30 protein-coding genes and 2 tRNA genes are annotated in these 26,406 nt (G+C 61.5%); 11 read left to right on the top strand and 21 right to left on the bottom strand.

Translation table 11 applies throughout. From position 1 onward, the window contains the following. Positions 1–73 precede the first annotated feature (73 nt). Complete coding sequence (locus tag AC1VON_RS17090; protein WP_172351097.1) at positions 74–661, top strand: TetR/AcrR family transcriptional regulator; 588 nt, start codon at positions 74–76, stop codon at positions 659–661. Here the strand turns inward: AC1VON_RS17090 and AC1VON_RS17085 are convergent. From AC1VON_RS17085 to AC1VON_RS17055, 7 genes are all read right to left on the bottom strand, one after another. Beyond that, positions 658–1,884 carry an anion transporter gene (locus tag AC1VON_RS17085; RefSeq protein WP_483124281.1) on the bottom strand — a complete coding sequence of 409 codons (1,227 nt, stop codon included), beginning with the start codon at positions 1,882–1,884 and terminating at the stop codon, positions 658–660. The two genes, AC1VON_RS17090 and AC1VON_RS17085, sit on opposite strands and share 4 nt — an antisense overlap. Positions 1,885–2,013: 129 nt before the next feature. Continuing rightward, complete coding sequence (locus AC1VON_RS17080) at positions 2,014–2,976, bottom strand: glycosyltransferase family 4 protein (protein WP_483124280.1); 963 nt, start codon at positions 2,974–2,976, stop codon at positions 2,014–2,016. 214 nt (positions 2,977–3,190) lie between these two features. Continuing rightward, positions 3,191–3,979 (bottom strand): GGDEF domain-containing protein, encoded by a 789-nt coding sequence (locus AC1VON_RS17075; RefSeq protein ID WP_483124279.1) that lies wholly within the window; start codon positions 3,977–3,979, stop codon positions 3,191–3,193. A 172-nt stretch (positions 3,980–4,151) separates the two neighbouring features. After that, positions 4,152–4,373 carry a hypothetical protein gene (locus tag AC1VON_RS17070; protein WP_140768280.1) on the bottom strand — a complete coding sequence of 74 codons (222 nt, stop codon included), beginning with the start codon at positions 4,371–4,373 and terminating at the stop codon, positions 4,152–4,154. Positions 4,374–4,546: 173 nt separating this feature from the next. Further along, a complete protein-coding gene (locus AC1VON_RS17065; RefSeq protein ID WP_246740713.1) occupies positions 4,547–4,792 on the bottom strand; it encodes a hypothetical protein in 246 nt (81 codons plus the stop codon). A 150-nt stretch (positions 4,793–4,942) separates the two neighbouring features. After that, positions 4,943–5,019: transfer RNA gene (locus tag AC1VON_RS17060), tRNA-Arg, on the bottom strand. Between the two features lie 49 nt (positions 5,020–5,068). Beyond that, positions 5,069–5,374: an ETC complex I subunit gene (locus AC1VON_RS17055; protein ID WP_015318428.1), complete on the bottom strand. Its 306-nt coding sequence runs from the start codon at positions 5,372–5,374 to the stop codon at positions 5,069–5,071. Positions 5,375–5,498: 124 nt separating this feature from the next. On the opposite strand from AC1VON_RS17055, the gene AC1VON_RS17050 reads away from it, so the two are divergent. The 5 genes from AC1VON_RS17050 to AC1VON_RS17030 all read left to right on the top strand — a co-directional run bounded on the left by AC1VON_RS17050 (position 5,499) and on the right by AC1VON_RS17030 (position 8,129). Beyond that, positions 5,499–5,575, top strand: a tRNA-Pro gene (locus AC1VON_RS17050). 176 nt (positions 5,576–5,751) lie between these two features. Beyond that, positions 5,752–6,189, top strand: coding sequence for a hypothetical protein (locus tag AC1VON_RS17045; protein ID WP_483124278.1), 438 nt, complete (start codon positions 5,752–5,754; stop codon positions 6,187–6,189). Between the two features lie 61 nt (positions 6,190–6,250). Beyond that, complete coding sequence (locus tag AC1VON_RS17040) at positions 6,251–6,496, top strand: hypothetical protein (RefSeq protein ID WP_483124277.1); 246 nt, start codon at positions 6,251–6,253, stop codon at positions 6,494–6,496. 402 nt (positions 6,497–6,898) lie between these two features. Continuing rightward, complete coding sequence (locus AC1VON_RS17035) at positions 6,899–7,255, top strand: hypothetical protein (protein WP_483124276.1); 357 nt, start codon at positions 6,899–6,901, stop codon at positions 7,253–7,255. 124 nt (positions 7,256–7,379) lie between these two features. Continuing rightward, complete coding sequence (locus tag AC1VON_RS17030; RefSeq protein ID WP_483124275.1) at positions 7,380–8,129, top strand: toll/interleukin-1 receptor domain-containing protein; 750 nt, start codon at positions 7,380–7,382, stop codon at positions 8,127–8,129. Between the two features lie 696 nt (positions 8,130–8,825). Here AC1VON_RS17030 and hdaA read toward each other — a convergent pair. The 3 genes from hdaA to AC1VON_RS17015 are packed head-to-tail and all read right to left on the bottom strand — an operon-like array spanning position 8,826 to position 11,260. Beyond that, the gene (hdaA, locus tag AC1VON_RS17025; protein WP_483124274.1) at positions 8,826–9,530 is read right to left on the bottom strand and encodes a DnaA regulatory inactivator HdaA; all 705 of its coding nucleotides are present in this window, start codon (positions 9,528–9,530) and stop codon (positions 8,826–8,828) included. Between the two features lies 1 nt (position 9,531). Further along, a complete protein-coding gene (locus AC1VON_RS17020; protein ID WP_483124273.1) occupies positions 9,532–10,731 on the bottom strand; it encodes an AI-2E family transporter in 1,200 nt (399 codons plus the stop codon). Continuing rightward, positions 10,703–11,260 (bottom strand): CDP-alcohol phosphatidyltransferase family protein, encoded by a 558-nt coding sequence (locus tag AC1VON_RS17015; RefSeq protein WP_483124272.1) that lies wholly within the window; start codon positions 11,258–11,260, stop codon positions 10,703–10,705. Before AC1VON_RS17015 ends, AC1VON_RS17020 begins: the two co-directional genes overlap by 29 nt. 210 nt (positions 11,261–11,470) lie before the next feature. On the opposite strand from AC1VON_RS17015, the gene purM reads away from it, so the two are divergent. From purM to AC1VON_RS17000, 3 genes are read left to right on the top strand one after another with little or no spacing between them, the layout of a single operon-like run. Then, positions 11,471–12,580 carry a phosphoribosylformylglycinamidine cyclo-ligase gene (gene purM / locus AC1VON_RS17010; RefSeq protein WP_065004974.1) on the top strand — a complete coding sequence of 370 codons (1,110 nt, stop codon included), beginning with the start codon at positions 11,471–11,473 and terminating at the stop codon, positions 12,578–12,580. Then, positions 12,577–13,284 (top strand): phosphoribosylglycinamide formyltransferase, encoded by a 708-nt coding sequence (gene purN, locus AC1VON_RS17005; protein WP_483124271.1) that lies wholly within the window; start codon positions 12,577–12,579, stop codon positions 13,282–13,284. Before purM ends, purN begins: the two co-directional genes overlap by 4 nt. A 15-nt stretch (positions 13,285–13,299) precedes the next feature. Further along, positions 13,300–13,809, top strand: a complete 510-nt coding sequence (locus AC1VON_RS17000) for a SixA phosphatase family protein (protein ID WP_483124270.1) — start codon at positions 13,300–13,302, stop codon at positions 13,807–13,809. A gap of 49 nt (positions 13,810–13,858) precedes the next feature. On the opposite strand, the gene AC1VON_RS16995 is transcribed toward AC1VON_RS17000, so the two are convergent. The 4 genes from AC1VON_RS16995 to AC1VON_RS16980 all read right to left on the bottom strand — a co-directional run bounded on the left by AC1VON_RS16995 (position 13,859) and on the right by AC1VON_RS16980 (position 15,474). Then, positions 13,859–14,098: a DUF680 domain-containing protein gene (locus AC1VON_RS16995; protein ID WP_483124269.1), complete on the bottom strand. Its 240-nt coding sequence runs from the start codon at positions 14,096–14,098 to the stop codon at positions 13,859–13,861. A 221-nt stretch (positions 14,099–14,319) separates the two neighbouring features. After that, entirely contained in the window at positions 14,320–14,553 is a 234-nt protein-coding gene (locus AC1VON_RS16990) for a DUF680 domain-containing protein (protein WP_172351108.1), read from the bottom strand. 442 nt (positions 14,554–14,995) lie between these two features. Further along, a complete protein-coding gene (locus tag AC1VON_RS16985) occupies positions 14,996–15,223 on the bottom strand; it encodes a DUF680 domain-containing protein (protein ID WP_056563096.1) in 228 nt (75 codons plus the stop codon). A gap of 47 nt (positions 15,224–15,270) precedes the next feature. Further along, positions 15,271–15,474, bottom strand: a complete 204-nt coding sequence (locus AC1VON_RS16980; RefSeq protein ID WP_172351109.1) for a DUF680 domain-containing protein — start codon at positions 15,472–15,474, stop codon at positions 15,271–15,273. Between the two features lie 478 nt (positions 15,475–15,952). Between AC1VON_RS16980 and AC1VON_RS16975 the strand changes: the two genes are divergently transcribed. Further along, on the top strand, positions 15,953–16,621 hold the full coding sequence (locus AC1VON_RS16975) for a response regulator (RefSeq protein WP_172351110.1): 669 nt from the start codon (positions 15,953–15,955) through the stop codon (positions 16,619–16,621). Next, the gene (locus AC1VON_RS16970; RefSeq protein WP_483124268.1) at positions 16,611–17,963 is read left to right on the top strand and encodes a sensor histidine kinase; all 1,353 of its coding nucleotides are present in this window, start codon (positions 16,611–16,613) and stop codon (positions 17,961–17,963) included. Before AC1VON_RS16975 ends, AC1VON_RS16970 begins: the two co-directional genes overlap by 11 nt. A 4-nt stretch (positions 17,964–17,967) precedes the next feature. On the opposite strand, the gene AC1VON_RS16965 is transcribed toward AC1VON_RS16970, so the two are convergent. The 7 genes from AC1VON_RS16965 to AC1VON_RS16935 form a co-directional block, all read right to left on the bottom strand. Next, positions 17,968–18,846 (bottom strand): ABC transporter permease, encoded by an 879-nt coding sequence (locus tag AC1VON_RS16965; protein ID WP_172351112.1) that lies wholly within the window; start codon positions 18,844–18,846, stop codon positions 17,968–17,970. Positions 18,847–18,859: 13 nt separating this feature from the next. After that, positions 18,860–19,714 carry an ABC transporter ATP-binding protein gene (locus tag AC1VON_RS16960; RefSeq protein WP_206681857.1) on the bottom strand — a complete coding sequence of 285 codons (855 nt, stop codon included), beginning with the start codon at positions 19,712–19,714 and terminating at the stop codon, positions 18,860–18,862. 263 nt (positions 19,715–19,977) lie between these two features. Next, positions 19,978–20,991, bottom strand: coding sequence for an ABC transporter substrate-binding protein (locus AC1VON_RS16955; RefSeq protein ID WP_483124267.1), 1,014 nt, complete (start codon positions 20,989–20,991; stop codon positions 19,978–19,980). Positions 20,992–21,149: 158 nt separating this feature from the next. After that, the gene (dapB, locus tag AC1VON_RS16950) at positions 21,150–21,923 is read right to left on the bottom strand and encodes a 4-hydroxy-tetrahydrodipicolinate reductase (protein WP_483124266.1); all 774 of its coding nucleotides are present in this window, start codon (positions 21,921–21,923) and stop codon (positions 21,150–21,152) included. A 9-nt stretch (positions 21,924–21,932) separates the two neighbouring features. After that, the gene (locus AC1VON_RS16945; protein WP_483124265.1) at positions 21,933–24,026 is read right to left on the bottom strand and encodes an ATP-dependent helicase; all 2,094 of its coding nucleotides are present in this window, start codon (positions 24,024–24,026) and stop codon (positions 21,933–21,935) included. Between the two features lie 287 nt (positions 24,027–24,313). After that, positions 24,314–25,357: a threonine aldolase family protein gene (locus tag AC1VON_RS16940; protein WP_483124264.1), complete on the bottom strand. Its 1,044-nt coding sequence runs from the start codon at positions 25,355–25,357 to the stop codon at positions 24,314–24,316. After that, positions 25,354–26,376 carry a succinylglutamate desuccinylase/aspartoacylase family protein gene (locus tag AC1VON_RS16935; protein ID WP_483124263.1) on the bottom strand — a complete coding sequence of 341 codons (1,023 nt, stop codon included), beginning with the start codon at positions 26,374–26,376 and terminating at the stop codon, positions 25,354–25,356. The genes AC1VON_RS16940 and AC1VON_RS16935 overlap by 4 nt, the downstream gene beginning before the upstream one ends. Between the last annotated feature and the right edge of the window lie 30 nt (positions 26,377–26,406).

Below are 26,406 nucleotides of genomic sequence, written 5' to 3'. Positions count from 1 at the left end.
TCCTTTCCAGATACGACAGAAAGGGATCATGCTTTCGATTGCATGTATATTCACTAGTCGGTATACATGCTCCATGCCTGAAGCCGCCAGTCCGACCCGCAAACGCATCGTCGATGCCGCGACGAAGCTGTTTTACGCCGAGGGAATCGGTCGTGTCAGCGTCGATGCCGTTGCCGAAAAGGCAGGCCTCACCAAGCGTACGCTTTACTACCACTTCAAGAGCAAGGACGACCTCATCGCTGCCTATCTCGACGGTCGCGACCAGCCCAATCTGCGGCAGATGGCCGGCTGGTTCGACGCGGCAGAAGGTGAGGCGGACCGCAGGGTCGAGGCGATCTTCAGCAATCTGGCACGGGTTGCGCACCATCCGAAATGGAAGGGATGCGGCTTTCTGCGCACAGCCGCGGAACTCGCTTCGATGCCTGGACATCCGGCGGTCAAGGTCGGCTCGCGTCACAAGTCAAATTTTGAGACATGGCTGGCTGGCGCGTTGTCCAACCATGGCATCGAGGAACCGCAGGTTGTGGCGCGCGAGATCGTACTGCTGATCGACGGTTGTTTTTCGATCATGCTGATCCATCGCAATCCCGACTACATCGAGGCAGCCGGACGAGCGGCGGCCATGCTGGTCAGGGCACGAATTTCAGGCAGCCCAGCCTAGAAACCCAGCGCCAACCATGCGGTGCCGGCGACGAGCGTGATCAGCGTCAGCGGCAAGCCGACCTGGAAGAAGGCGCCGAAGGACAGTGGTGTGCCGGCAGTCTTGGACTGCTCGGCGACGATCAGATTGGCGACCGAGCCGAGCAGCGTGAAATTACCGGCAAGCGTCGAGCTCATCGCCACCACCAGCCAGGCGCGTTCGGGGTTTTCCAACCCGGGTATGAACGGCCGCAGTGCCAGCACGGCCGGCACATTGCTCATGATGTTAGAGAGCACCGCGGTGAACCCGGACAAACGCCAGACATCGTCCAGGCCGAGATTCTTGGCCGAGGCGACGAGATCAGGCGTCAGCAGCGTCTTTTCGGCGCCGGCAACCACCACGAACAGACCTGCGAACATGAACAGCAGCGGACCGTCGATCTCACGGTAGATGCGTTCCGGCTTGATGGCGCGAGTGAGCAGCAGAATGGCGCCGCCGATCAACGCCGCCTTGGCAACGGGAACGCCGGCGAAGAAGGCAACGGCCAGGCCGATGCAGACGATCACGGCCTTCAGCACCTGCCCGCGATGCATGCGCCCGCGCGACACATGCGGCGCTAGTTCAGCGGTGCGGGTGAATTCGGCCCGATAGACGATGCGCACGATGACGATGACCGCGACGAGGCCGAACAGTGCGACCGGCGCGAGCGCCGCTGAAAAGGCAGGATAGGAAATGCCCGACAGCGCGCCGATGACCATGTTCTGCGGATTGCCGGTGATGGTGGCGACACTGCCGCAGTTCGATGCGGTGGCGGTGGCGATCAGGTATGGAATCGGGTTGCGGTTGATGACGCGGGTGACGTGGACGACGATCGGCGCCATGACCAGGCAGATGGCATCATTGACCAGGAAGGCCGACAGCACGCCGGTCAGCAGCGTGACCATCACCAGGAGCATGAAGGGCGCGTGCGCGTGTTCGATGGCGATGGCGCCAAGGCCGCGAAAGGCGCCGGAGACTTTCAAATGCGCCACCACGATCATCATGCCGAGCAGAAGCGTGATGGTGTCGAAATTGATCGCGCGGTAGGCATCCTCCATGCTGATCGCGCCGATGGCGATCATCGCGGCGCCGCCAAGCAGCGCAATCCCCGCCCGGTCGAGGCGCAGTCCAGGTATACGGCCGATAGCCACGCCGGCATAGGTCAGGACCAGGATCAGCAACGCCGCCGCGCCCATCAATGTCATCGGTAAGAAGCCCCGCTCGATCAGGTGGCACCGATGCGGTCCGCCCGGTGGTTCTTTTGCATGTCAACTTTGGCGATGTCGAGATTGATGACAAACGGACTGAGCAAGCTGTCGTTGCGGGCGGTATCGCTAACGCCGATAGAAATCCAGCCGCTGTTGCAATGCCTGCGGCGAAAACAGCCGCTCGACGGTCTGCCGCGCTTTGTGGCCCACGTCAGCCCGCAGCGCTGGATCGGCCTTGAGCTCGGCCAAGATTTGCGCCGCCTGTTGCGTCGTCTCAAAGAGAAAACCGTTTTCGCCATGAATGATATGGTCGGCGTAGCCGCCATGCGAATGGCAGACCACGGGCAAACCGCAGGCCATCGCCTCGAACACCACGCGGCCGAAGGTCTCCACATGCGAGCCGGTGCGGTAGTAGAACACGTCGAGCGTCGGCAAGAATTGTTCGGCGGCAAACTGGCCTTGCGGCAGGAGTTCCAGTTGCGGGTGTGGCGTAAGCTTGTCCTTGAGCGGCGTCCCGCCCTGGATCCGCACCGCAACGCCATCGGCCAGCAATGCCTCATAAAGCGCCGCATCGTCGGCATGATGTTTGTCCGCCGTGTCACGGCTCAGCCGGCCCACCGTGAACGGCCGATCCGACCTTGCCGGCCATGGTGAGAAACGCTCGATATCGATTGGCGACGGATGCACGACGCCTTCGACCTGCAGCATGCGCTTCTGAAAATCGGAGATCAGCACCAGTTCGGCGTCGGGCCAGCCCAGCAGGCGCGGCATGCCGGTCGTCAGCGCGATGATTTTTGGGTGAAAGGTGTTGAAGACATAGATCAGCCGGCGTGGTCGCCGGATCAGGTAAGGCCAGATTTTGTTGCGCCAATGCGCGCCGAGGAAGACGTAGGTGCCGCCGTCCGGCACGTCGCGCTTTGTCGGCGAGACGCGGTGAATCGGAAATTGCTGCATCAGTTCGTCGGACACGCGCGAAGAGGTTGCCCAAAGACGCACCTGCTGGTCGGCGCTCAACAGCCGGTACAGGTCGAGGGTCTCGCGCTCGCTGCCGCCAAACGGGTTTTGAAAACTGTTGAAGAAATGGATCATGATCGCCGCGCTTGCCTGGCCTTGCCCGGGGCCATCCCGCCACTCGTTCGCCGGCACCGAAAGGTCGCGACTGCGCCAGCGGGCCGGAAGACCGAGGAGATCAAGAAAGCAGAAATGTCTCTGGCGATGCCCAATACATCACCTTAGCCGGAGGAAGCATACCGACAAGAAGGCGTCAAGGAACCGGTCGCCTTCATGCGCTGCAAGGCTGCCTTCAATGCACCGTGGTGGCGCTGGGCTGAGACACCAGGGCGGCTTCCGCCGGGTCAAAACTGACCTGGTCGCGTCCATTCGACTTGGCGACATAGAGCCGCCTGTCGGCGGCGGAGAAAATCGCCTCGTAGGTCGTCGGCCCGCTGAAGCTGGTGCCGCCGATCGAGACGGAAAGCGGACAGGCGCGGCCGCCGGGCGAAAAATCCATTTCGCGAATGCGCCGGCGGATGCTTTCGGCAACCAGCCAGGATTGCGGGGGGTCGACACCGGGAAGAAACACGCCAAACTCCTCGCCCCCGATGCGGCCGACGATATCGCTGCCGCGCAATTGCCCCTTGATCGCCTGCGCGATCAGCTTGAGCGCCTGGTCGCCGCAGTCATGGCCGAGCCGGTCGTTGATCGACTTGAAATGGTCGGCGTCGATGATCAGCAGCGCGCCGGAACGGGCATGCTCCTGCTTGCGGGTCTCCTCGAGATAGGCCTCGACCAGCATCGAGAAGGCGCCGCGGTTCAGCACCGCCGTAAGACTGTCGGTCGCGGCGATGACGCTGAGTTCGCGTTGGGCTATGGCCAGTTGGCGGATCTTCCACATGAGAAGAAACAGAAACGTGCCGCCCAGCCCCAAGGGAAGAAGCAGGTCCGTCAGTTGCGCGCGCCAGACAGCGTCGGACGACAGATAGGGGAAATTGAACGAATCAACAAAAAACGCCACGGCAATGAAGAATGCCGTGCCGGCCGCGGTGACAGCGATCACCCTGCCCCAGCTGGTCGGCGACAGGTCGAGCTTCATTCCATTCCACTCCGTTAGCCGCCTCTACTATGACGTGCCAACGCAAACAAAATGATAAGACTTTCCCTTCAATTCGAGATCAGGGAGCCGGAGCACGCCCATTGGTGGTCGGGCTCCGGCGGGGAAAGCAGTTCGGTCCCTAAATTTCGCGCGATGCGGGCATTCCCGAACGTCAACGGCCGGGCGCCGGTCGACTTGCCTCCACAACGAAGGATGCGGCGATCAGGTCGTCGGCATCCAGTCGTAGCGAGCCGTCGCCTGCTCCCATGATGGCGGCGACCTTGTGGAAGGTCTTCATCTCATAGTCGGAAATTTCGGCATCCTGCATTCTGGCCTTGAGTTCAGCGATACGCCGCCCCAAGGCGGGGGACGTTCCAATTTCTCGTTTCGACATGGCCTGGCTTCTCCTCCCCCAACCCGCACTTGTTTTGCCCCGCCCATTCGCTGGCCCGCACATTGCCTTTTTATGAGGTTCCGCGAATACAAGGCCCCGAACGCCTCATGGGGCCTAAGGTTCCAATCTCGGCAGATCACGAAATAATTCCGGATCGCCGGTCGAGCTTTGCCTTATTGCGCGGTCATCGCCACTATCGTCGTACTTGAGTTCCGCGCCTCCACCCGCTCCAGGCATCGACCCGGAATATTCGGCCATGTCGCGGTGGCGCACTCCTTATCAGCGACCGCAACGGGCTCGCTATGCCGCACGGCGGCCGCTTGCGTCGCCGTGGACGCGAAAAGAACCGTCTGGGTTATCAGAGCCGAGAAAACGGCAACCTGGAACAACACGGCGGCGAAGGCGATCTTCTTGAGCATGCGAGGCAACGTGCTGGCGGGCATCAGGTTCCCGCAGACTGCACCGTCATTCACCGCATGGAAAAGAACCCATGAGGAACGAAATCTGCAAAACGACCAATTTCGGTTGGTTTCAGGCTCTTAATATAGCATCTAACCACTTGAAAAGATTGGCGATCCCGACAGGATTCGAACCTGTGACCATCGGCTTAGAAGGCCGGTGCTCTATCCAGCTGAGCTACGGGACCGCTGGGCCGGCCAAAAGGGACCGGCTGGATATCTGGCGCTGGCTGCGGTTCAATGCGTCCAGGGCGTCCTGCGGTCATAGCGGAAATTTTCCGCATAGGAAATCTGGCGGCGCTTGGTCTCTTTCGGCTCCTCGACACGGAAGGCAAGCCCTTCCTTTTCGGCGTAAGCCACGGCCTCTTCCCGCGTGTCGAAGGTGAGCCTGATCTGGCTTCTCATATCCCCAGAGGTCGTATAGCCCATCAGGGGATCGATCTTCTTGCGCATCTCGGGATCGAATTCCAGCACCCAGTGGCCGGTCTTGGCCTTACCGGACTGCATCGCGGTTTTGGCTGGGCTGAAAATGCGCGCGGACATGGCCACCTCATTGTTATGCAAGGCGGCATCGCCGCCCTTTGCCCGTCATTACTGCGCAATGCGCATGGCGGCAAGGTTTTTGCACTTGCCATATAGCACCGAAATGAATAGGCAACAGACCGTTCGGAGTGTAGCGCAGGCTGGTAGCGCATCTGGTTTGGGACCAGAGGGTCGGGAGTTCGAATCTCTCCACTCCGACCATTCTAACCCCTTGAAATCGCTGAAGCCCTTGACCTGTAAGGGTTTCTGTCCGTATTTATGTTACAAAATGCGTAACAAAGCGGATGAAAGTCGATTGCGGAAAGGTGCGGAACCTTCTCAATCGGGGTGGCCGATATTTTGCACGGCTTGTTATACTCAAGGAGATTCGGCCCTTCATGGATGGCAAGACCGAGCTTCGAACATCGCTCGGCCCCGACTACCGAACCGCCCTCAAACTCTTGCCCGGAGCGGTTGCCGATCTTCAGCACAAGATTGCGCTCGGCGAGCGCCGCGCCGTTGAGACCGGCACCAAGCCTGTAACGGTCGGACGTTATCCCCTCGCCGCCGACCAGATCGCACTTCGGAATTATCAGGCCCGGCTCGCATTCGATGACGCCGCTCGGAATGATTGGCGCTACGCCAGCGTAGGAGTGGATGACCTATTCGCGGCGAAACTTCGCGAAGGAATCGCCGGCCGCTTGAGCGATGCCGATCTTGTCGAGTTGGTCGGTGCTCGGATTGAGCGCTATCGCCATCTTGGAAACACAACGGCCGAAATAGGTTCCGACGAATGGCGCACTGTGGCGCGCGCCATGTGCATTTTCCGAGTATGAAGCTCTGTCCCGCGTTGCCGAGCGCGATGAAGGCGACTTCACCGGCAAGCCCTCGCATCCCATGCTGGCACAAGCCAAGATCGAAGAACCGCCTGCAAAGCGCGTCACCTTCGGAAGCATCATCGATGCGGAGGTGAAGCGCTGCGTTGTCACTGCACACTGGCACCGCGAAGGGCGCATGATCTTCATTCGCTATGGCGAGCGCATGAAGCGGGAGAAGGCCGGCGAGAACGATGCAACGATTGATTTCGTTACCCGCGACGTTCTTCGCGGCTGGATCGCTGAAGACCTCAAGGAACCGGAATAGTCGCTCTATGCTCGCCGACCTGAAGCCCGCCGCTCATGCGGCGGGCTTTTCGCTGCCATCGGGACAATTTATCAGCCGGAAGTGGGGAATACGAGAGCCATTCCAGCTTGCCAACTGTTTGCCGCAGACTTCGCAGTCTTCGCTATCATGATCCCGAAATATCGTTTTGGTGTAGGTCACTTCATACTCCGCACCGCAGTGCGAGCATTTCGTTGTCTCTGACATGCTTCACTCCATTGGGATTTCGATAAGCTTTAGATGGTGACGCCGGTCCGAAGGTTAAGGCCGCTTGTGCATCACCACGATGCAGTTTGATGATCAAGAACAAAATAGGAACAAAACCCTTGACTGCCTCCCGGCGTCGGTGGAACCTCCCGGCATCAAACAGATGGAGGTTGCAACATGGCCGAACCTGCAAAGGTCGCGGACGGCGAAGCTTTTCCCTTGCGGCTGAAGTGGCGGCAGACATGGAGGGACAAGGACGCCGACTATGCCGTCGACGCGGATGGCTACACCGGTGGCGTCGGCCGTATCTACCTCTATGAGCACGGCCCGCAACAAAGCTTGTGGTTTTGGGCGATGAACGCACGCGGCGCGGAAATCAGCCGGAACGTTGGCGAGCTTCACGGCGTCGCGAGATCGGCCCCCGCCGCCGCGCGCATGGTCGAGGAAGCTTGGTTCGCAGCAATCAAGGGTTCATCCCTTGACCGCCCGGCACCGAAGCGCAATGCCTATGGAATGCTGAAGGCTGGAGAATAGCCGCACTGATCCCTCGATGCTCAACTAGAAGCCCGCAAGACAAGCCATGGGCTTTTAAACTCCCATAGGTAGGAATACGATAAAAGAACTGCTTGAAAGAATCACTTAAAGGACACGCGGGGCTATGCCACTTGTTTTCGTAAGTCATGCTGCGACGGATAGCGAGATAGCTATAAATTTTCAGGATGACGTGAAGGCTGACTTCCTAGGAATGTGTGATCTTTTCGTCTCGTCGAACTTAGACAGCCTACAAGCTGGTTATGAGTGGCAACAGGTGATCAAAAAGAACTTGGCAGAGTGCGCCATACTTGTCGGTCTGCTTTCTCCTGAAGCACTTCAACGTGGGTGGGTATATGCCGAATTCGGTGCTGGATGGATTCGTGATATTCCAACCATACCGGTTTGTCATTCCGGACTTGAAAGAGGACAACTTCCACCCCCGATTTCCGCTTTTCAGGGCTTAAACCTATGGCAGGCTGACCATCTGGGGCATTTATATGGGCTCATTAGCAACGCCGTCGGATGTCAAAAGCCAGCTATAGATTTTTCCGCACGCTCATCCAAATATCATTCGATAACAGAGACGATCAGGATCAACCGTATATCGCTGAATGGCACGCGCCAAATCTTTGATTGGAATCCGCAACTGAAGGACCTTTTGGTCGCGGGGCAGCCTGACGAAAACGTGTTAATTCCTGCAAACCTTGATCAGCTTTTCCAAGAATACATTAAAGAGGTGTCAAGCCGTAACTATTTGAAGATTGAGCGACGTGGCATGGGGATGGGCACCAGAGTTGGCCCTCAAGCGTCGATTTTTGAGTTTCAACGTGGGGATAATTTTGACGAATTGCTATCGCGGCTAGATGGCCAGTAGCCATCTAGAAATTCTCCAGCCGCTAGCGCCGGCCAATACCTTGAGTGATTCATGCTTCGATCCGCTCAATGGCGTTTGCGCGTTCGGCTGGCTGTCGGCATAGATTTCCATAGGCCGGAACGTTCCATTTTTAGGCTTGTTCCAACGTTACAATGCATCTCTTAACTAGCTGATTTTGTTATACGAATCGGGAGTTCGAATGCCTCCACTCCGACCATCCCTTTCGAAAAAGGCAGTATCGATAGCCATTGGCGTGATCGCATGGCCATCTTTGGTCGCTTCCGGCCGTGGACCTTGCTGCGACGGTTTTCCGGTGCGAATCTGAAGACGGCAACGGGAGCACTTCAAAAATGGCGGGAAACGACAGGCCGTGGCGGTCAGAATGGTCGCGGCCGGGCACAGGTGATCGCTCGGTGCATTTGAAGGTAAGCTCGCCGGGCGAGAACCCCAACAACCTCATTCCCGGCGAGCCTACAACCTGATTTGGAACGCAATCAGGACCGGGGTCAGCCGGCAACCTCGCGCTGCAAGAAGGATGCCAGATGTTATTTCCCAAAATGGGACAGGCTTCGCGTTCGCTGACCGCCTGAAAACCGAGTCACCCAGAGCGCGTTGCGTCAAAACAGATCGATGCGGCCCGCTCCATGTCCCTGTTTGTGCACGTCGTGTCCTGAGGGCACCCCTGGGCGACATCCGTCAAATCTCGAACGCGCCCTGCCCTTCGTCCATGGCGCTGACCGCTTCCGACGCCAGCGCCCGCGTGATCGGCGTCTTGCGCTCGAGCGCGGTGCGGTCCAGCCGCTCCACCACGCGCATGGCGGTCGCCAGTGAGCGCTCGATGCGCCGCACCAGATACTGCACGACATGCGGCTCGACCTCGACTTGGCGGTCAGCGAACAGCTTGGTTATGACGCCGGCGAGCAGGAGATCATCGGGCTCGTGGATTTCGACCGTCGCCGCCGCTTTCAGCCGCGAGGCAAGATCGGGCAGGGAAACACCCCAGGCCGATGGAAAACGGCGCGCCGTCAACAGCAGCGTCGAGCCGGCGCCACGCACCGCATTGATCAGATGGAACAGGCCTTGTTCGTCGATCGCGCCTGTATCGACATCGTCGATCAGCACCGGCCGGGCGCCAAGGTTTGCGATGCTGTCGCCGATGCGCCCGGCATTCACGGCCACCGCGTTGGCACGCGAGCGCCAGATGGCAGCCAGATGCGTCTTCCCGGACCCGGCGGGACCTGCCAGCACCACCACCGGCGCGGGCCAGTCCGGCCAACGGTCGACCAGCGCCGCCGCCTGGTTGTTGGTGCCGGAGACGACAAGTTCGTCGCGCGAATAGCCGGTGCCGTGGCCGAGATCGAGCGGCAGCTGGCGCGGCGGATCGGTTCGCTGAGCGGTCACTTCAGCGACGCGGCTGCGTGCGGTGGCCGCCGCGATCGGCCGGCAGCGGCGGCAAGGCCTCTGTCGCGCGACCCTTGTAGAGCGGCGATTCGAGATAGCGGGCGATGGCAAAGCGAACCAGAACCGCGACGGCCGCGGAAGCCGGAACGGCAATCAGCAGGCCGACAAAGCCGAACAGCGCGCTGAAGGCGAACAGCGCGAACATCAGCCATACCGGATGCAGGCCGACGCTTTTGCCGACCAGCCTGGGCTGCAGGATGTTGCCCTCGATGAACTGGCCGATGAAGAAGACCACAGCGACAGCGACGATCATCGTCCAATCCGGCCAGAACTGGACGAAGGCGACGCCGACGGCCAGCACCAGCCCGGTCAGCGAGCCGACATAGGGGATGAAGGAGATCAGCCCGGCGAACAGGCCGATGAGGATCGCAAAATTCAGCCCGGTCAGCGTCAGGCCGGTGGCGTACATGGCGCCCAGCACCAGACAGAGCGTGCCCTGGCCGCGCACGAAGCCGGCGGTCGCGGTGTTGATGTCACGCGCGATGGCGCGCACGGTCGCGACGTTGTCACGCGGCACCCAGCTGTCAATGACGGCCACCATGCGGTCCCAGTCGAGCAGCATGTAGAAGGCAACGACCGGCGTCACCACGAACAGGCTGACCACCGAGACCAGTGCCATGCCGGAACTCCACAGCGAAGTGAATACGGTGGTGACCAGGCCGAAGCCCGAGGTCAGCAGGGAATTCAGCCCGTCACGCAAGCCATTGGCATTGACCCCGAATTTCCGCTCCAGCCATTTCGGATCAAAGGAGGTGATCAGGCTCTGCAGCCGGGTGAGATATTCCGGCAGCTTGCCGGCGAAATCGGCCATCTGCGTCGCCAGGACCGGAATGAGGATGACGAAGGCCAGCACCAGCACGATGAGGAAGGTGATGAGGATGACCACCGTCGCCATGAGGCGGGACAGGCCGAGCCGCTGCAGCCGGTCGGCGACAGGGTCGAGGAAATAGGCAAGCACCATTCCGGCGACGAAAGGCAACAGGATGGCGCTGAAGACATAGAGGAAAAGCGCCAGGATCGCCGCGCCGGCCAGCCAGAAGAAGATCTGGCGGCGGAACGCGGAGGACGCGGCAAGATCGGCAGGCGCGCCCTCGATCACTGCCGCTTCTTTCTCAGATGTCCGGATTGGAGCTTTCGCCATAGCCGCTCATATGCCTCAGCCAAGCCACGAGATAGGCTGCGGCCGAAGCCACGGTCAAGACCCCGGACAGCAATATGAGGGCCTGCCGCAGAGGGTCGAGGCGCACGGCAAAGGCGAGTTCGCCCAGCACAACCGCCGCCAGCACGATCTGGATGGCGGTATTGGCCTTCGATACCAGAAACGGCTTTATCTCGACGGGATGAGCCATCACCGTGGACAACAGGATCGCGCAGACAATCAGCGCATCGCGCGCTACCACGGTGACGACCAGCCACAGCGGCAACTGCCCGGTGAAGCCCATGACGACGAACACCGAAACCAGAAGCAGCTTGTCGGCCATCGGATCGAGATACGCACCAAGCCTGGACTGCTGGTTGAAACGGCGTGCGATAAAGCCATCGACACCATCCGACACGCCGGCAATGACGAAGCCGGCAAAGGCCCAGTCCCAGCGCGACTGCAGCATGGCCAGCACCACGGCAGGCACCAGAACAAGGCGCAGGATGCTGATCAGGTTGGGGATGGTCAACGTGTTGTCCCGCCGTATTCTCTTTTCCGGATAGATGAGGGAGTTGGAAGGGCGACACAAGGGAGAAGCAGTCCGTTCCAAGCGCGGGCGCCATGCGGGATGCCAGGCTATCCACGTTTTTGTCAGGCCAAATGGCGCTCGGTTCCGCCGTTATCCTTGCGGACCGAAACCGTTCATGCGAAGAGCCCGCAAACGAGCAGGAAAATTGTGATGAGCAAGCGCGAAACTGGCCAGCACAAAACGGGCCAGTCAAAAACGAGCAAGCGCAGGAACGGGCTCACTTATGCCGAGGCCGGTGTCGATATCGATGCCGGCAATCTCATGGTCGAGAAGATCAAGCCGCTGGTGCGCGCCACGCGCCGGCCGGGCGCGGACGGCGAGATCGGCGGTTTCGGCGGCCTGTTCGATCTCAAGGCCGCCGGTTTCACCGATCCGGTGCTGGTCGCCGCCAATGACGGTGTCGGTACCAAGCTCAAGATCGCCATCGATGCCGGTAAGCACGACACGATCGGCATCGACCTCGTCGCCATGTGCGTCAACGACATCGTCGTGCAGGGCGCGGAACCGCTGTTCTTCCTCGATTATTTCGCCACCGGCAAGCTCGACCCCGACCAGGGCGCGGCGATCGTCGGCGGCATTGCCGAAGGTTGCCGTCAGGCCGGCTGCGCGCTGATCGGCGGCGAGACAGCGGAAATGCCAGGCATGTATCACGGCAAGGATTATGACCTCGCCGGATTTGCCGTGGGCGCGGCCGAACGTGGCCAGCTTTTGCCCACGGACGACATTGTCGAAGGCGATGTGCTGCTCGGCCTCGCCTCCTCCGGCCTGCATTCGAACGGTTTCTCGCTGGTGCGCCGCATCGTGGCCGCCAGCGGCCTGGCGTGGAGCGATCCGGCGCCATTCAACGACGAGGCGACGCTGGCCGAAGCGCTGCTCGAGCCGACCCGCATCTATGTCAAATCGATCCTCAAGGCCATCCGCAACACGCATGGCATCAAGGCGCTGGCCCACATCACCGGTGGCGGCTTTCCGGAAAACATTCCGCGCGTGCTGCCCAAGGACTTTTCGGCCGAACTCGATCTCGAAGCGATCGACGTCCCGCCGGTGTTCTCATGGCTCGCCAAGACCGGCGGCGTGGCGCCGGAAGAGATGATGCGCACCTTCAATTGCGGCGTTGGCATGATCCTGGCGGTCGCGTCCGGTCAGGCGGCGCAGGTCGCCGCCGTGCTGCAGGAAGCCGGCGAGACGGTGACGCCGATCGGCCGCATCGTGCCGCGCCGCGATGCCGGCGTCATCTATCGGGGCTCGATCGGCCTATGAGCAGAAAACGCACAGTCGTCCTGATATCGGGGCGCGGCTCCAACATGACCGCGCTGATCGCCGCTGCCAGCGACCCGGCCTTCCCGGCCGAGATCGTCGGCGTCATCTCCGACAAGGCGGACGCCGCCGGCCTCGGCATCGCCAAGGCACGCGGCATCGCCACGCAGGTCATTACCCGCGCCGACCATGGCAGCAAGCAGGCGCACGACATGGCGATCGACGCGGCGCTTGAGGCCTTCAATGCCGAGATCGTGGCGCTGGCAGGCTACATGCGCATCCTCACATCAGGCTTCGTCCAGAAATGGCAGGGCCGCATGATCAACATCCACCCTGCCCTGCTGCCGGCGTTCAAGGGCCTCGACACCCATGCGCGCGCGCTGGCCACCGGCTTGCGCATCCACGGCTGCACCGTGCACTTCGTCACATCCGAGATGGATGACGGACCGATCATCGCGCAGGCGGCCGTGCCGGTGATGGTCGGCGACAATGCCGATACGCTGGCCGCCCGGGTGCTGAAGGCCGAACACCGGCTTTATCCGCTGGCGCTCGGGCTGGTCGCCGAGGGCAAGGCGCGCATGGAGGACGGGCGCACGGTGCTTGCCCACTTTGCCGATGACGCCGACAACGGCACCTCGGTGGTGATGGCGCCCGATCCGCTGCGCGAGGAAGCCGACCTGGAACATCTGGCGCGGATCACGCCCTGAGCCGAGAACGCGGCGATGAGACAACTTCTTCTCCTGCGCCATGCCAAATCGAGTTGGGACGATCCTGATCTCGATGATTTCGACCGGCCGCTCGCCGAGCGCGGATTGAAGGCGGCGCGATCGATGGGCCGGGAGCTTGCGGCGCGCGACTGGCTGCCGGACCAGGTGCTGGTATCGTCGGCGCTGCGCACCCGAGACACCTGGCGGCTGGTCGCCGCGGAGTTGCCGGCGCATCCACGGGTCGCGTTTGCCCAACCACTCTACGAAGCTTCGGCTGCTGATATTCTGGGCCAGATCCATAAGGCCGACCCGTCGAGCGGCTGCCTGATGGTGGTTGGCCATAGTCCTGGACTGGAGGATCTGGCAAAACAACTCGCCGGTCCAGGCTCGGAGGCCAAGGCGCGCAAGAGGATCGAGGAAAAGTATCCGACGGCGGCCCTTGCGCGCTTTGTCTTCGACGGCGACTGGTCCGCCCTGTTCTCCGCGCGGCTGACGCATTGCCTGCGCCCGAAGGATTTGGGCTAAAAGCCCGTGCCGGGCGGATGCGGCGGACAAGTCCGCCGCATCCGAATCCTCAGTTGCCCCAGATGCCCTGGCCGGATTCCGGCCAGTCGGTGGTGGTCTTCATCCTGGTATCGGCTGCCTTGTGCCCGGCCATATCCGTGTTCTTGACCGCGCCGGTGACGGCATGATCGACGCCGGCAACCGAGGCAACCGGCTGGTTGGCATTGTCGGAGCCAAAGTGGTCGCTGCCGGCAAAAGCGCCGCCGGTCGCAAAGAGAAGAGCGACGGCGGCGAAAGCAATCTTGTTCATTTCAATCTCCTGTTCATCCGTTGGGCGGCGTCTTGGGAGGACGGTTCCGCTGGGGATAAGACTCGGGGCCACCCGGTTTTATTCCTGGGGGTGGACGCTTTTTCTGCCGGATGCGAGGATTGGCTGGTCAAACCGATGCCACCTGCCCTGTCGCACAAAGAAACAAGAGCGGCGGGCCATGCCCACCGCTCTTTGTTATCGAAGCCTGCCCGAGCGTCGGCTCAGTTGCCCCAGATACCCTGGCCGGATTCCGGCTGGTTTGAATCGGGCGTCAGCTTGAAGCCGTGATGCTCGACCGGCTTGCGGATCGAAGCCGTGTGGCTGTGATCAATATTGCCAGCGGGCGCGGTAATGGCCGGCTGGTTGACGTTGTCCGAGCCATAATGGTCGCTGCCGGCGAAGGCGCTGCCCGTGGCAACGAGGATGGCGGCGGCGGTAAGTGCGATCTTGGTCATTTTCTTTACTCCAGTATTTCCAGTTCTGTCCGTCTAGTGGCGTGCCCTTGGGAGGAATTTCGCGTCGCTCGGACAGGCTGCAGGTGGTTTTTTCATTCGCCGACTTCCAATCACGAAGATGTTCCATCACGCACCGGATCGAGACGTCCGACCTCTGCCAAATGGTAGAACGCCAACAATTTTATTGACCAATATCATATGGTTATAGGAAATCGTCCAACGCATGGCACGGCGATTTACTGAATCAAGCAGTCGCCATTCGCTCACGGCTCGTCAACATAAGTTGAACCGACTGGTTCGATTTCGATCAGCCCCCATGTGAGCCGCTGGAGCCCTGCCTCCTTCATAACTCGATCAGCATTGGCACTTATCACCATGCACAAAAAACAAGAGCGGCGGGCCAAGCCCACCGCTCTTTGTCGTCTACCGTGGTTTGAAGGGATTAACGGCCCCAGATGCCCTGGCCCGACTGAGCCGGCACGTTGGCATTGGCGTCGCCCTGTACCTTTACGGACTTGGCGATCGAACCGGTATGCGTGTTGTCGACGTTGGAGATCGACTGGTTGGCAACCGGCTGGTTGACATTGTTGGAACCATAATTGTCGCTGCCGGCAAAAGCGGTGCCCGTGGCAACAAGGATGGCAGCGGCGGTAAGAGCGATCTTGGTCATTTTAAGTACTCCTGAATTGAAGGTCGGATTGAAATCGACAGTCGCGATTAGCGGCCGAAGAGGTTACGGTCAGCGCCCTGCGGAGCCTGGGTCTGGACGGTGGCGGTCGACTTCGAGATCGAAGCGGTGACCGAATGGTCGACAGTGGCGGCGGGCTGGTTGACGTTGGCCGAGCCATAATTGTCGCTGCCGGCGAAAGCGGTGCCCGTGGCAACGAGGATGGCAGCGGCGGTAAGAGCGATCTTTGTCATTTTCTTTACTCCAGTATTTATCTGTCCTGTCCGTCTAGTGGCGTGCCCTTGGGAGGAATTTCGCGTCGCTCGGACCACCCCGAAGTAGGGAATGCTTTTTGGGATTTCCAGCCGCTCCGGTCCTGCAGGATTTCGTTATATTATAGACAATGCATATTGCGTCGCAGCAAGCCAAATACGAATTATGCAATTATTTCATCATGTTGAACTCTTCCCTTCTGACGAAGGCCTAGTGATTTTGGACGCCATCGTTCACCGTCTGCGATACAATCTGTCAATCAGAACCGAACCGTTCGGTTCGATCAATATGCGGAAACAGGCTGATTTGAACCAGGATGGGTGTGCTGTCACCCGCGCCAGAGCCGCATTTGTCTTGCGTTGAGATCGATACTGTCGCTCATTCAAGAGAGATCAGGGGTGCCGCGGCGATCAAGCCTTGGGCGTTCCGCTGGGAGATGGGATCCGGGCCGACATAGATATGCGACTGCTGCTTGTTGAGGACAATCGTGAACTCGCCGACTGGTTGGGCAAGACCCTGCGCCAGGCGAATTATGTGGTCGACATCGTCCATGACGGCGAGGATGTCGAGCATGCGCTGGCGGCGGGCGATCATGCGCTTGTCATCCTCGACCTGGCACTGCCGCGCATGGGCGGGATGGAGGTGCTGCGCATGCTCCGGGCACGCGGCAACGCAGTGCCAGTCATTGTGCTGACCGCCAACGCCAGTCTCGATGGCCGGGTCAAAGGCCTCAATGAAGGCGCGGACGACTATCTCGCCAAGCCGTTCCAGATCGAGGAGCTTGAAGCGCGCATCCGCGTGCAACTGCGTCGCGCCAATGACCGGACCGCGCCTGTCGTTGCCTGCGGCGATCTCGTCTTCGACACCAACACGCGGCTGTTTTCGCTCGCCGGCGAAATGCTGGCACTGACGCCGCGAGAACACGCAGTGCTTGAACAATTGATGGTGAAGGCCGGGCGCACCGTGAGCAAGGCCGCACTGTCGGCTGCCATCTATGACTTCGAGACCGATGCGGATCCAAGCGCCATCGAGATCTATGTGCACCGTGTGCGCAAGAAGCTCGAAGGGTCGCGGGTCCAGATCGCCACCTTGCGCGGTCTCGGCTATCTGTTGCGCCATGAGGATTAACAGTCTTCGGCTGCAATTGCTGGCCTGGGTGGTGCTGCCGCTCGCCGGGCTGGCAGCCATCAATCTATGGACCAGCCAGCGTAACGCGCTAGCGACCGCCGATCTGGTCACCGACCGAATGCTGGTCGGCTCGGCGCGGGCGATTGCCGAGCAGGTCGCGATGGTCGATGGCGTGCTCGACGCAACGGTGCCTCCGGCTGCCATCGAGATGTTCGATACCGGCGACCGCGACAGCGTCTACTACCGGGTCGAGACCGCCGGCGGGCGTTTGCTGACCGGCTATCCGGATCTCCCCGAGGCGCCGCAGCATGCCAGCATCGGGGCCAGCTATCGCGATCATGAGCTACGGCTCCTGACGCTCAGCCATGCCGTCATCGGTGCCGGCGACGACTCGCCGATATCGGTCACCGTGGGCGTTACACTTGCCGGCCATGATGCGATGGTGAAGCGGCTGTGGTTCAGTGCCTTTGCCCAGCAGCTGGCGCTCGTGGCGATTGCCGGCGTGTTCGTGCTGCTCGGCCTGCGCCGGGGCCTGGCGCCGCTGATCCGGCTGCGCGACGCGGTCCGCTCGCCGAGCCGCAGCGATCTCGACCCGGTCGAGGTGCCGGGCGCGCAAAGCGAGATCCGGCCGCTGATCGACGCGCTCAACGTCTATATGGAGCGCGTGCGGGGGCAGATGGCGGCGCAGCGCCGCTTCATCGCCAATGCCGCGCACCAGTTGCGCACGCCGCTGGCGCTGCTTTCGACGCAGGCGAGCTATGCCTTGAGGGAAACTGTCCCCGACGCACGCCAGGAAGCGCTGTTCGCGCTGCAGGCAAGCTCCGGCAAGCTCGCCCGGCTGGCCGAACAGTTGCTCACCTTGTCGCGGGCCGAGCCCGGCAGCCGGCGGCCACGCGCCGATCGCATCGACCTGACCGAGGCCGCCAGACACGTGCTGGAAACGCAGGCGCCGGCGGCGATCGCCCGCAATATCGATCTCGGCCTTGAAGAGACCGGTCCCGTGCCGGTTGTCGGCGACGGCACCATGCTGCGCGAAATGATCGTCAACCTCGTCGACAATGCGCTGCGCTACTCCTCATCAGGCGGCAGCGTCACGGTGAGACTGGCGGCCGTCGATGGCGAAGCCGTGCTGGCGGTTGCCGATGCCGGGCCTGGCATTCCGCTGGACGAAAGAGACCATGTGTTCGAGCGCTTCTACCGCATCGCCGGTTCGACCGAGGAAGGCAGCGGGCTGGGGCTCGCCATCGTGCGCGAGGTCGTCGAAAACGCCGGCGGCCGCGTCACCCTGCGGGATGGCGCGGTCGGCGGCCTGGTGGTCGAAGTCAGGCTGCCCCTGGCCTGACCAATCAGGTGCCTTGCTCGTTGAAGGGTGCCGGCCGCCATTTGACGACATAGTTCTCGAAGCGGGTGATGATGAACTCCACCACCAGCGCCATGACAGCCAGGATGATCATGGCGGCGAAAACGCCGTTGGCGTTGAAGGCACCTTGCGCGGTCGAGATCAGCAGGCCCATGCCTTGCTTGGCGCCAAGGAACTCGCCGACGACGGCACCAACCAGGGCAAAGCCGAAGCTGACATGCAGGCTGGCCAGAATCCAGCTCATCGCCGAGGGGATGATCACCGAGGTGGTGATCTGGAACGGCGACGCGCCGAGGATCTGTGCGTTGGCGATCATCGCCCTGTCGGCCTCACGCACGCCCTGGAAGGCATTGGCGAAGACGACGAAGAACACCATCACCACCGCAAGCGCCACCTTCGAGGCCATGCCGAGGCCGAGCGCGATGATGAACACCGAGCCCAGCACAACGCGCGGTACGGAATTGGCGATCTTGATGTAGATCGAAAAGACGTCGGCCAGCAGCCGGTTGCGGCCAAGGATGATGCCGGCGGCGATACCGCCAACGGCGCCGATGACGAAGCCGAGGAAGGTTTCCTCAAGCGTCACATACATCTGCAGCCAGAGCGATCCTTGCGACGTGCCCTCGGTGACCCACACCCAGATCTGGTCCCAGATGCCGGATGGGCTGGCGAAGAAGAACGGGTCGATGACATTGTAGTCGGCGCCGAGTTCCCACAGGCCAAGGAAGACGACGAGGATTGCCACGCGCAGGCTGATGACGAGCGCATGGCGCCGGCGCAGCCGCGCCCTCGCCCGGGCTTCGGCAACGGCGATCGAAGCATCGCGGACGGCAGCCTGATTGTCGGTCGGAGAGATTGCGGTCATGCTGTTTCTCCTTTCAATGGCTAGCCTGCAGGCCACGGCTCTGGCCGAGCTGTACTTCCTCGCGCAGATCGTTCCAGATCACCTTGGCGATCTCGATGAACTTCGGGTCGTAACGGATGTCGGCCATGACACGCGGGCGCGGCAGGCCGATACGGTAGACGCTCTTGACCGTGCCCGGCCCAGCGGTCAGCACATAGACCTTGTCGGCCAGCGCCACCGCTTCCTCGAGGTCATGAGTGACGAAGACGACGGAGGATTTCTGCTCCGACCACAGGTCCAGCAATTCGTCCTGCATGGCGGTGCGCGTCTGCATGTCGAGCGCGCTGAACGGCTCGTCCATCAGGAGGATCTTGGGCTGGTTGATGAAGGTCTGCGCCAGTGCGACGCGCTTGCGCATACCGCCCGAAAGCTGATGCGGATAATGCCTTTCGAAGCGGCCGAGGCCGACGCGGGCGATCCAGTCGCGCGCCCGCTCATAGGCCTGCGCTTTCGGCGTGCCGCGATAGAGCGGGCCGGCGGCGACATTGTCGAGGACGCTGCGCCACGGGAACAGCGCATCGGCCTGGAAGACGAAACCGATGTCGCGGCTGATGTCGGTGACCGGATTGCCCATGACGCGGACATTGCCGGTCGTCGGCCGCAGCAGCCCGGTGACGAGATTGAGCGTCGTCGACTTGCCGCAGCCGGTCGGCCCGACGACGCAAGCGAACTCGCCACGCGCCACGGTCATGGTGAAATCCCTTATAGCCGTCATCATATGGCCGTCGGGCGTGACGAAGCGCAGCGTCACATCATCGATGGCGATAGCGGCGTCGGCGGGTGGCGCGGCCTGAGACAGCTTCTCGGCCGCCATGGTTTGCACTTGCATGGCGCACTCCTGAGGTGTTGGCGCGGAGATGCCGTCGGTCGGCCAGCAGACCTTCCGTCATCGGCATCCGGAAAGGCGCCGCTGCCGAACTGATTCAGCCAAGCGGCGCAACTTGTTGTTCTTCAACGCGCGGAGCGGAAATCCGCAGCCGTCGGACGGCGCTAGAGCATTTCACCGTTTCATGGAAACGGCGAACCGCTCTAACTCTTTGTTTTGACGCAATTCCGGACGGAAAACCGCTTCACACTTTTCCTGGAATTGCTCTATTTGGCGGCGTCGACGAATTCCGTCGTGAAGGTCTTCGACAGGTCGATCTGCTTGCCCTGGAGGCTCTTGGAGAAAGTCGACAGAACTTTCAGCACCGTCTCCGGGCCATCGGCCGGCATGCGACCGTCGGGCGTGAACATCGCCTTGCCGCCGGCCAGGCCCTGCACATAGAGGTCCTTGTTGCCGGCGTAATAATCCTTCGGCATCTTGTCGGCGATTTCCTCGGCCGAATGCGTGGCGATGAATTTCATCGTCTTGACGAAGGCGTTGGCGAGTTTTTGGGCCTCGTCCTTGTGGCCTTCGAGCCAGGAAGACTGGACATAGAAGGACGCCGCCGGATAGTCGCCGCCCAGCGCTTCCCTGGTCTTTTCAGGCGTGCGCATGTCGACCAGCACGCTGGCCTCGCCGGTCTTGAGCAATTGCGCGATGGTCGGCTCGGTGGTCATGCCGGCCTGGATCTGATCCTGTTTGACGGCGGCGATGAAGGTGTTGCCGGCGCCGACCGGCAGCAGCGTGTAGTCGCCGGGCTTCAGGCCGTTGCGCACGGCAAGGTACTGGGTGAGGAAATCGGTCGAGGAGCCGAGACCGGTGACGCCGAGCGTGGCGCCCTTGAAGTCGGCTGGCGACTTGATCTCGGGGTGCTTGGCGGAGACCAGTTCGACCTCACCCGGCGCTTGGCTGAACTGGACGATCGACTGGATGTACTTGCCCTTGGACTGCAGGTCGACGGTGTGGTCGTAGAAGCCGACGACGCCCTGTACGGCACCAGCCAGCAATTCGTTTTCGGCCTCAACGCCGGCACGCGAATTGACGAGCTCGACATCGAGCCCTTCATCCTTGAAGTAGCCGAGCTGCTGGGTGAGCACGGCCGGCAGGTAGATCTGCTTTTCCATGCCGCCGACGATGATGGTGATCTTGTCCGCCGCCGATGCTACCGTCGCACCAGTGGCGACGAGGGCAAGCGTCAGGGCTGCTGAACGCAAAACGCGTTTCGAGATGAAACCGGTCACTTTATTTCCTCCACCTGGGCGGCGCGCCATCCCGGCTGTGCCGCATTCCTCCATGCCGGCCGCTCCCGCACCGGACACACGGCGAAAGCCGCAATGCCGTCATTGCATGCCCAAGCTTTCAGCTGGCTTTCAGCCATTTTGACGGCCGTGGAATCTGGTCACGAAGCGCCAAAACCGAGAACGTCGCACATGTCGTATTCGCCAGGCGAGCGTCCCGACACCCAGAGTGCGGCGGCGACGGCGCCATGGGCAAACATGATGCGGTCGCCGGCGGCATGGGACAAGGTCACAAGCTCGCCTTCGGCACAGAAGCTGACGCTGTGTTCGCCGACAACGCTGCCGCCGCGCATCACCGCAAAACCGATCTCGCCGGCTGGCCGCACGCCGGTGACGCCGTCGTGGACGCGCCTTGCGACCGCGTCCAGTGCGACGCCGCGTCCGCCGGCAACGGCCTGGCCCAGCATCAGTGCGGTGCCCGACGGTGCATCGACCTTGTGGCGATGGTGCGCCTCGAAAATCTCTGCATCCCAGTCATCGGCATCGAGCGCCCTCGCCGCCTGCCCGACCAGCCCGACCAGCATGTTCAGCCCAAGCGAAAAGCTGCCGGAGCGGACGATGGGAACCGTTTTCGCGGCGTCGGCGATGGTGGCCAGTTCGACGGCATCGAAACCGGTCGAGCCGATCACCAAAGCGGGGCCGCCGCGGTTTGCGCAAAACCTTGCCAGGTTGGCCGAAGCCGCAGGTGTGGTAAAATCGATCACCACATCGGCCGTGGCAAGCGCCTCGTCGCGGCTTACCAGCCCGTCGCCGGCGCTGCTTGGCCGATGGAAGCGGGCGGTCAGCGACAGCCGCGGATCGGCCTGCACGGCCTCGGCCATCTGGCGGCCCATGCGACCGAGTGCGCCGGCAATGGCAATCCGGATCGGCGCCATGGCCTTCGGCTATTTCCACATGCCGCGCATGCGCGCGCCGATGTCAACGCGCACTTCGGGCCGGGGCGCCCTGCCCTGCGCCGCTTGCCCGCCCGGCCACGACACCTGCTGGAATGCCGTGAGCATGGAGGCCGGGATGAACCGCGTGCGCGAGGCATAGAGATGGCGGTCGCCGCGTGCCGCCTGGCCATGCGGAAAGAAGCGCTGCGGCATGACCAGGTTGAGGCTGTCCTTGGCCCGCGTCATCGCCACGTAGAGCAGCCGGCGCTCCTCCTCGATATCCTCCTTTGTGCCGACACCGAGATCGGCCGGAATGCAGCCATCGACCGTGTTGAGCACGAAGACGTTCTTCCATTCCTGGCCCTTGGCCGAATGGATGGTCGACAGGATCAGATAGTCCTCGTCGCGATGTGGCGGTCCGGCCTGGTCGCTGGTCGCGTCCGGCGGATCGAGGGTCAATTCGGTCAGGAAGCGTTCGCGCGAGGCGTAGCCCGAGCCGATCTGCTCGAGCTGCAGCAGGTCGGCACGGCGCGTGATGACATCCTCATGGATGCGCTCCAGATGCGGCTCGTACCAAAGCCTGACCTGCTCGAGATCCGCCGGCCATTTTGCGCCGGCCCGCAGGCCGGAATAGAGCGAGACGAAACCCGGCCAGTCGTCCGCCGCTCGTTGTGGCGGCCGCCAGCCAGCCAGCCCCATCGCCTCATCAAGTGCTGTCGTCATCGTCTCGACGATCTGTGCGGCGGCTGAAGGGCCGATCCCCGGCATCAGCTGTAGCACGCGGAAACCGGCGACGCGGTCGCGTGGGTTTTCGGCAAAACGCAGCACCGCCAGCACGTCCTTGACATGCGCGGCGTCCAGGAATTTCAGCCCGCCGAATTTGACGAAGGGAATGTTGCGCCGCGTCAGCTCGATTTCCAGCGGCCCGCTGTGGTGCGAGGCGCGAAACAGCACCGCCTGCGATTTCAGCGCCGTGCCAGCCTCACGCTCGGCAAGGATCGTATCGCAGACGAAGTTCGCCTGCTCGACCTCGTCGCGCACGGTGACCAGCCTTGGCTTGTCGGTGGATTTGCGCTCCGACCACAGGTTCTTGGTGAAGCGCTCCGAAGCCTCGCCGATCACCGCATTGGCGGCGGCCAGAATGGTCTCGGTCGAGCGGTAGTTGCGCTCCAGCATCACCACATCGGCGGCTTGGGCGAACTGTTTTGGGAAGTCGAGTATGTTGCGCACCTCCGCGGCGCGGAAGGAATAGATCGACTGCGCATCGTCGCCGACCACCGTCAGCCCGGCACCGTCGGGTTTCAGCGCCATGAGGATCGACGCCTGCAGCCGGTTGGTGTCCTGGTATTCGTCGACCAGCACATGGTCAAAGCGCCCGCCCAGATGCGCCGCGATTTCCGGCTCGGCCGCCATCTGCGCCCAGTAGAGCAGCAGATCGTCGTAATCGAGCACGTTCTGCGCCTGCTTGGCTTCGACATAACCGGCGAACAGCAGCTTGAGCTGATCGGCCCAACCGGCGCACCAGGGGAAGGCCGACCCCAGCACTTCGCCAAGCGGCGCCTGCGCGTTGACGGCGCGCGAGTAGATGGCGAGGCAGGTCCCCTTGGTGGGGAAGCGAGCCTCGGTCTTGGAGAAGCCGAGCTCATGACGCACGAGATTCATCAGATCGGCGGAATCCTCGCGATCATGGATGGTGAAGGCCGGGTCGAGGCCGATCTCCAGCGCATAGTCGCGCAACAGCCGCGCGCCGATGCCGTGAAAGGTCCCGGCCCAGGTCAGCGCATCGGTGATGACAGCGGCGTCGCGGCCGAGCACTTCGCCGGCGATACGCTCGACACGTTTTGCCATTTCGGATGCGGCGCGGCGCGAAAAGGTCATCAGCAGGATGCGGCGCGGGTCGGCTCCCCTGACGATGAGATGGGCGACGCGATGCGCCAGCGTGTTGGTCTTGCCCGAGCCCGCGCCGGCAATGACCAGCAAGGGCCCGGCGATCTTGCCGTCACCATGCTCAACGGCCTGACGCTGCGCGTCGTTCAGCCGGGCGAGATAGGCAGGCTGAGCAGTCGGCTCCAGAAAAGTCGAATCATGGGCGGCGAGGTTCATCGCCCATCAAGCATCGTTTCCGCTTTGTTCGCAACAAGGAAGCGGTGATATGCCATGGCGAAGCAGGACCAACCGAGGAGCGGGATTTGGTTCCCGGTCAACTGCCTAGGGCCGCGCGGCAAGGATAGAGAACTGCGACGCTCCGCGAGCGAAACGCCTGGCGACTCCAGCACGCGTCAGACCGTTGAGTGACAAAAGCACCGACTTGGTGGCTCAACGCCACGTCACTACCGCTTCAAGCGCCGATTGCCGGCATTGCGGCCAAGGCCTTAAAGCCTGCTGGGTGATCATCGATCATTTGTGTAACTGGCATTGATGATTGCCTCAGCCAATCTTTCAACATCGTCTATATCGGTGGCGTAAGACATAACGAATCTTGCCGTTGTCTCTTCGTTCTCTTCATCTATCAAATAGAATTTGAATCCACTTTTTCGCAGACGTTCATATGTGCCCATGTCAGCTTTCAGGAAAACCATATTGGTCTGCGCTGGATAGCAAGGCGCTATGCCGTTTTGCGAGAGGGCACTGCCCAACCGACACGCCATCGCGTTTGCGTGTCGGGCTGACTCCCTCCAAAGATCATTGTCGAAATAGGCTTCGAGCTGCGCCGCCAGAAACCACAGGCGGGAGGGCAGATGGCCTGACCGCTTCATCAATCGCTTGAAATCATCGGCCAGGCCATGCTCGAAGAAAACAACGACCTCAGTCCCTATCGCGCCGCCCTTTGTCGCACCAAGGCACAGGACATCGACGCCCGCGCGCCAGGTAAGCTCGGCAGGCGTCGAGCCAGATGCCACGACGACATTGGCAAACCGGGTGCCATCCATATGCACTGCCGCGTCATGGCCTTTGGCCCAGCTGGCCAGCCGCAGCACTTCATCCGCTGAATAGTATGTGCCGACTTCCGTTGCCTGACTTAGCGAAAGCGCGGTCGTTCGCAATTGGTGCACGTCATCAAGAATTCCGAAGCCACGGGTGCAGGTTTCGGCGTCCAGTTTTCCATTCTTGCCATCCAGGGCTTTCAGCCTTCCCTGGCTGTGAAACTCCACCGCGCCGCATTCATCCCGATAGACATGCGATAACCTATGGCAAAGAATCTGGCCGAAACGTCCGGACATCTGGGCGAGAGCGAGGGCGTTTGCCGCGGTTCCCGTCAGAATTGGAAATGCCGCAACCTCGTGCTCGAATATTTCGGCAAGTCTTTCTTCCAACCTGGCTGTGATTTGATCGTCACCATAGGCGTCCATCCACATGCCGCTTCCTTGGACGGCCGCTTCAAGGATTTGTGGTAACGGCGGAGCGACATTGTCGGATCGAAAATCCTTGTTCATTCCGAGACCAGGATTTCCTCACGCGAAACATCGGCCAGCAGGTGACCAAGGCAGTCGCCCCTGCGAACCCTGCCGATGGCCCGGCTGCAAATCCATGTTCCGGATTCCGGGAAAAATACCCGCAACCCGGTTTGCATCGGGGTTTCAGGATTGAGAATTGTGCCCGCAAGGTCACCCTTCCCGACCTCGTCGCCCAGGGCGGCGGCGGGTTCAAAGATTCCGTCGCGATCGGCATAGAAATAGTGCCGCTGGCTCGCGTGCATCAGCCGGCTTTCGATCTCCTCTTTCCATTCGCTTGCCAGCGGAAGAATTTTCAGATGCGCCATTAGGCGGTACATCGCGCGCTCGGCCACCCAGGCGGCCTGTCTGGAAATCCTGCCGCCACCGCCGAATTCGCCACTGAGGTAGACAACGCCGTTTCGGTACGCGGCGCGGCCAGCCTCCGATCCCTCGGGTATACCCTTGTGAGCCCAGGCGATGGGAGCATTCATGAATTCAAGTGCATGGAGCGTGCCTACCGCCTTGTCAGGATCGTTGGAAACAGTCGCATAAGTGCATGGCATATATTCCAGGGAGCTGCCGCCTGAATGGAAGTCGAAGAAGACGTCACACATCGGCAGGATGGTGTTTGCTATATAGTCGGCGATCCGGGACGTGGGATTGTCGGAAATCGAGTCGCCAAAACAGCGGTTCAGGTTTCCGCCGTCGAGTGGAGACACTCGTGATCCCTCCAGCGCGGCCGGCAGATTTGCCGCCGGCAATACGATGATGCGGCCCGATACCGAGTCTGCATCCAAGGTCTGGATTAGGCGGGTCAGGATTGCCTGACCCTCATATTCGTCCCCGTGCGATCCGGCCATCAACAGCAGTGTTGGTCCGCTTCCGTTCTTGAAAAGCGAGATAGGGATCGGAATGATCCCGTAAGCGGAGCGATGGACGGAATGCTCCAGGTTCAGGAAGGAATCCTGCCGTCCTGCACGGTTCCAGTCGATGTCCGTCCATAGCGGCGACAATGACAAATCTTCCTCCTGCTCAAAAAGATCCGATCA

Source organism: Mesorhizobium sp. HAY1-8B (genome assembly GCF_056868045.1).
Note: the sequence above shows the minus strand (reverse complement) of the source record. Positions and strands in the feature narration are given on the sequence as shown.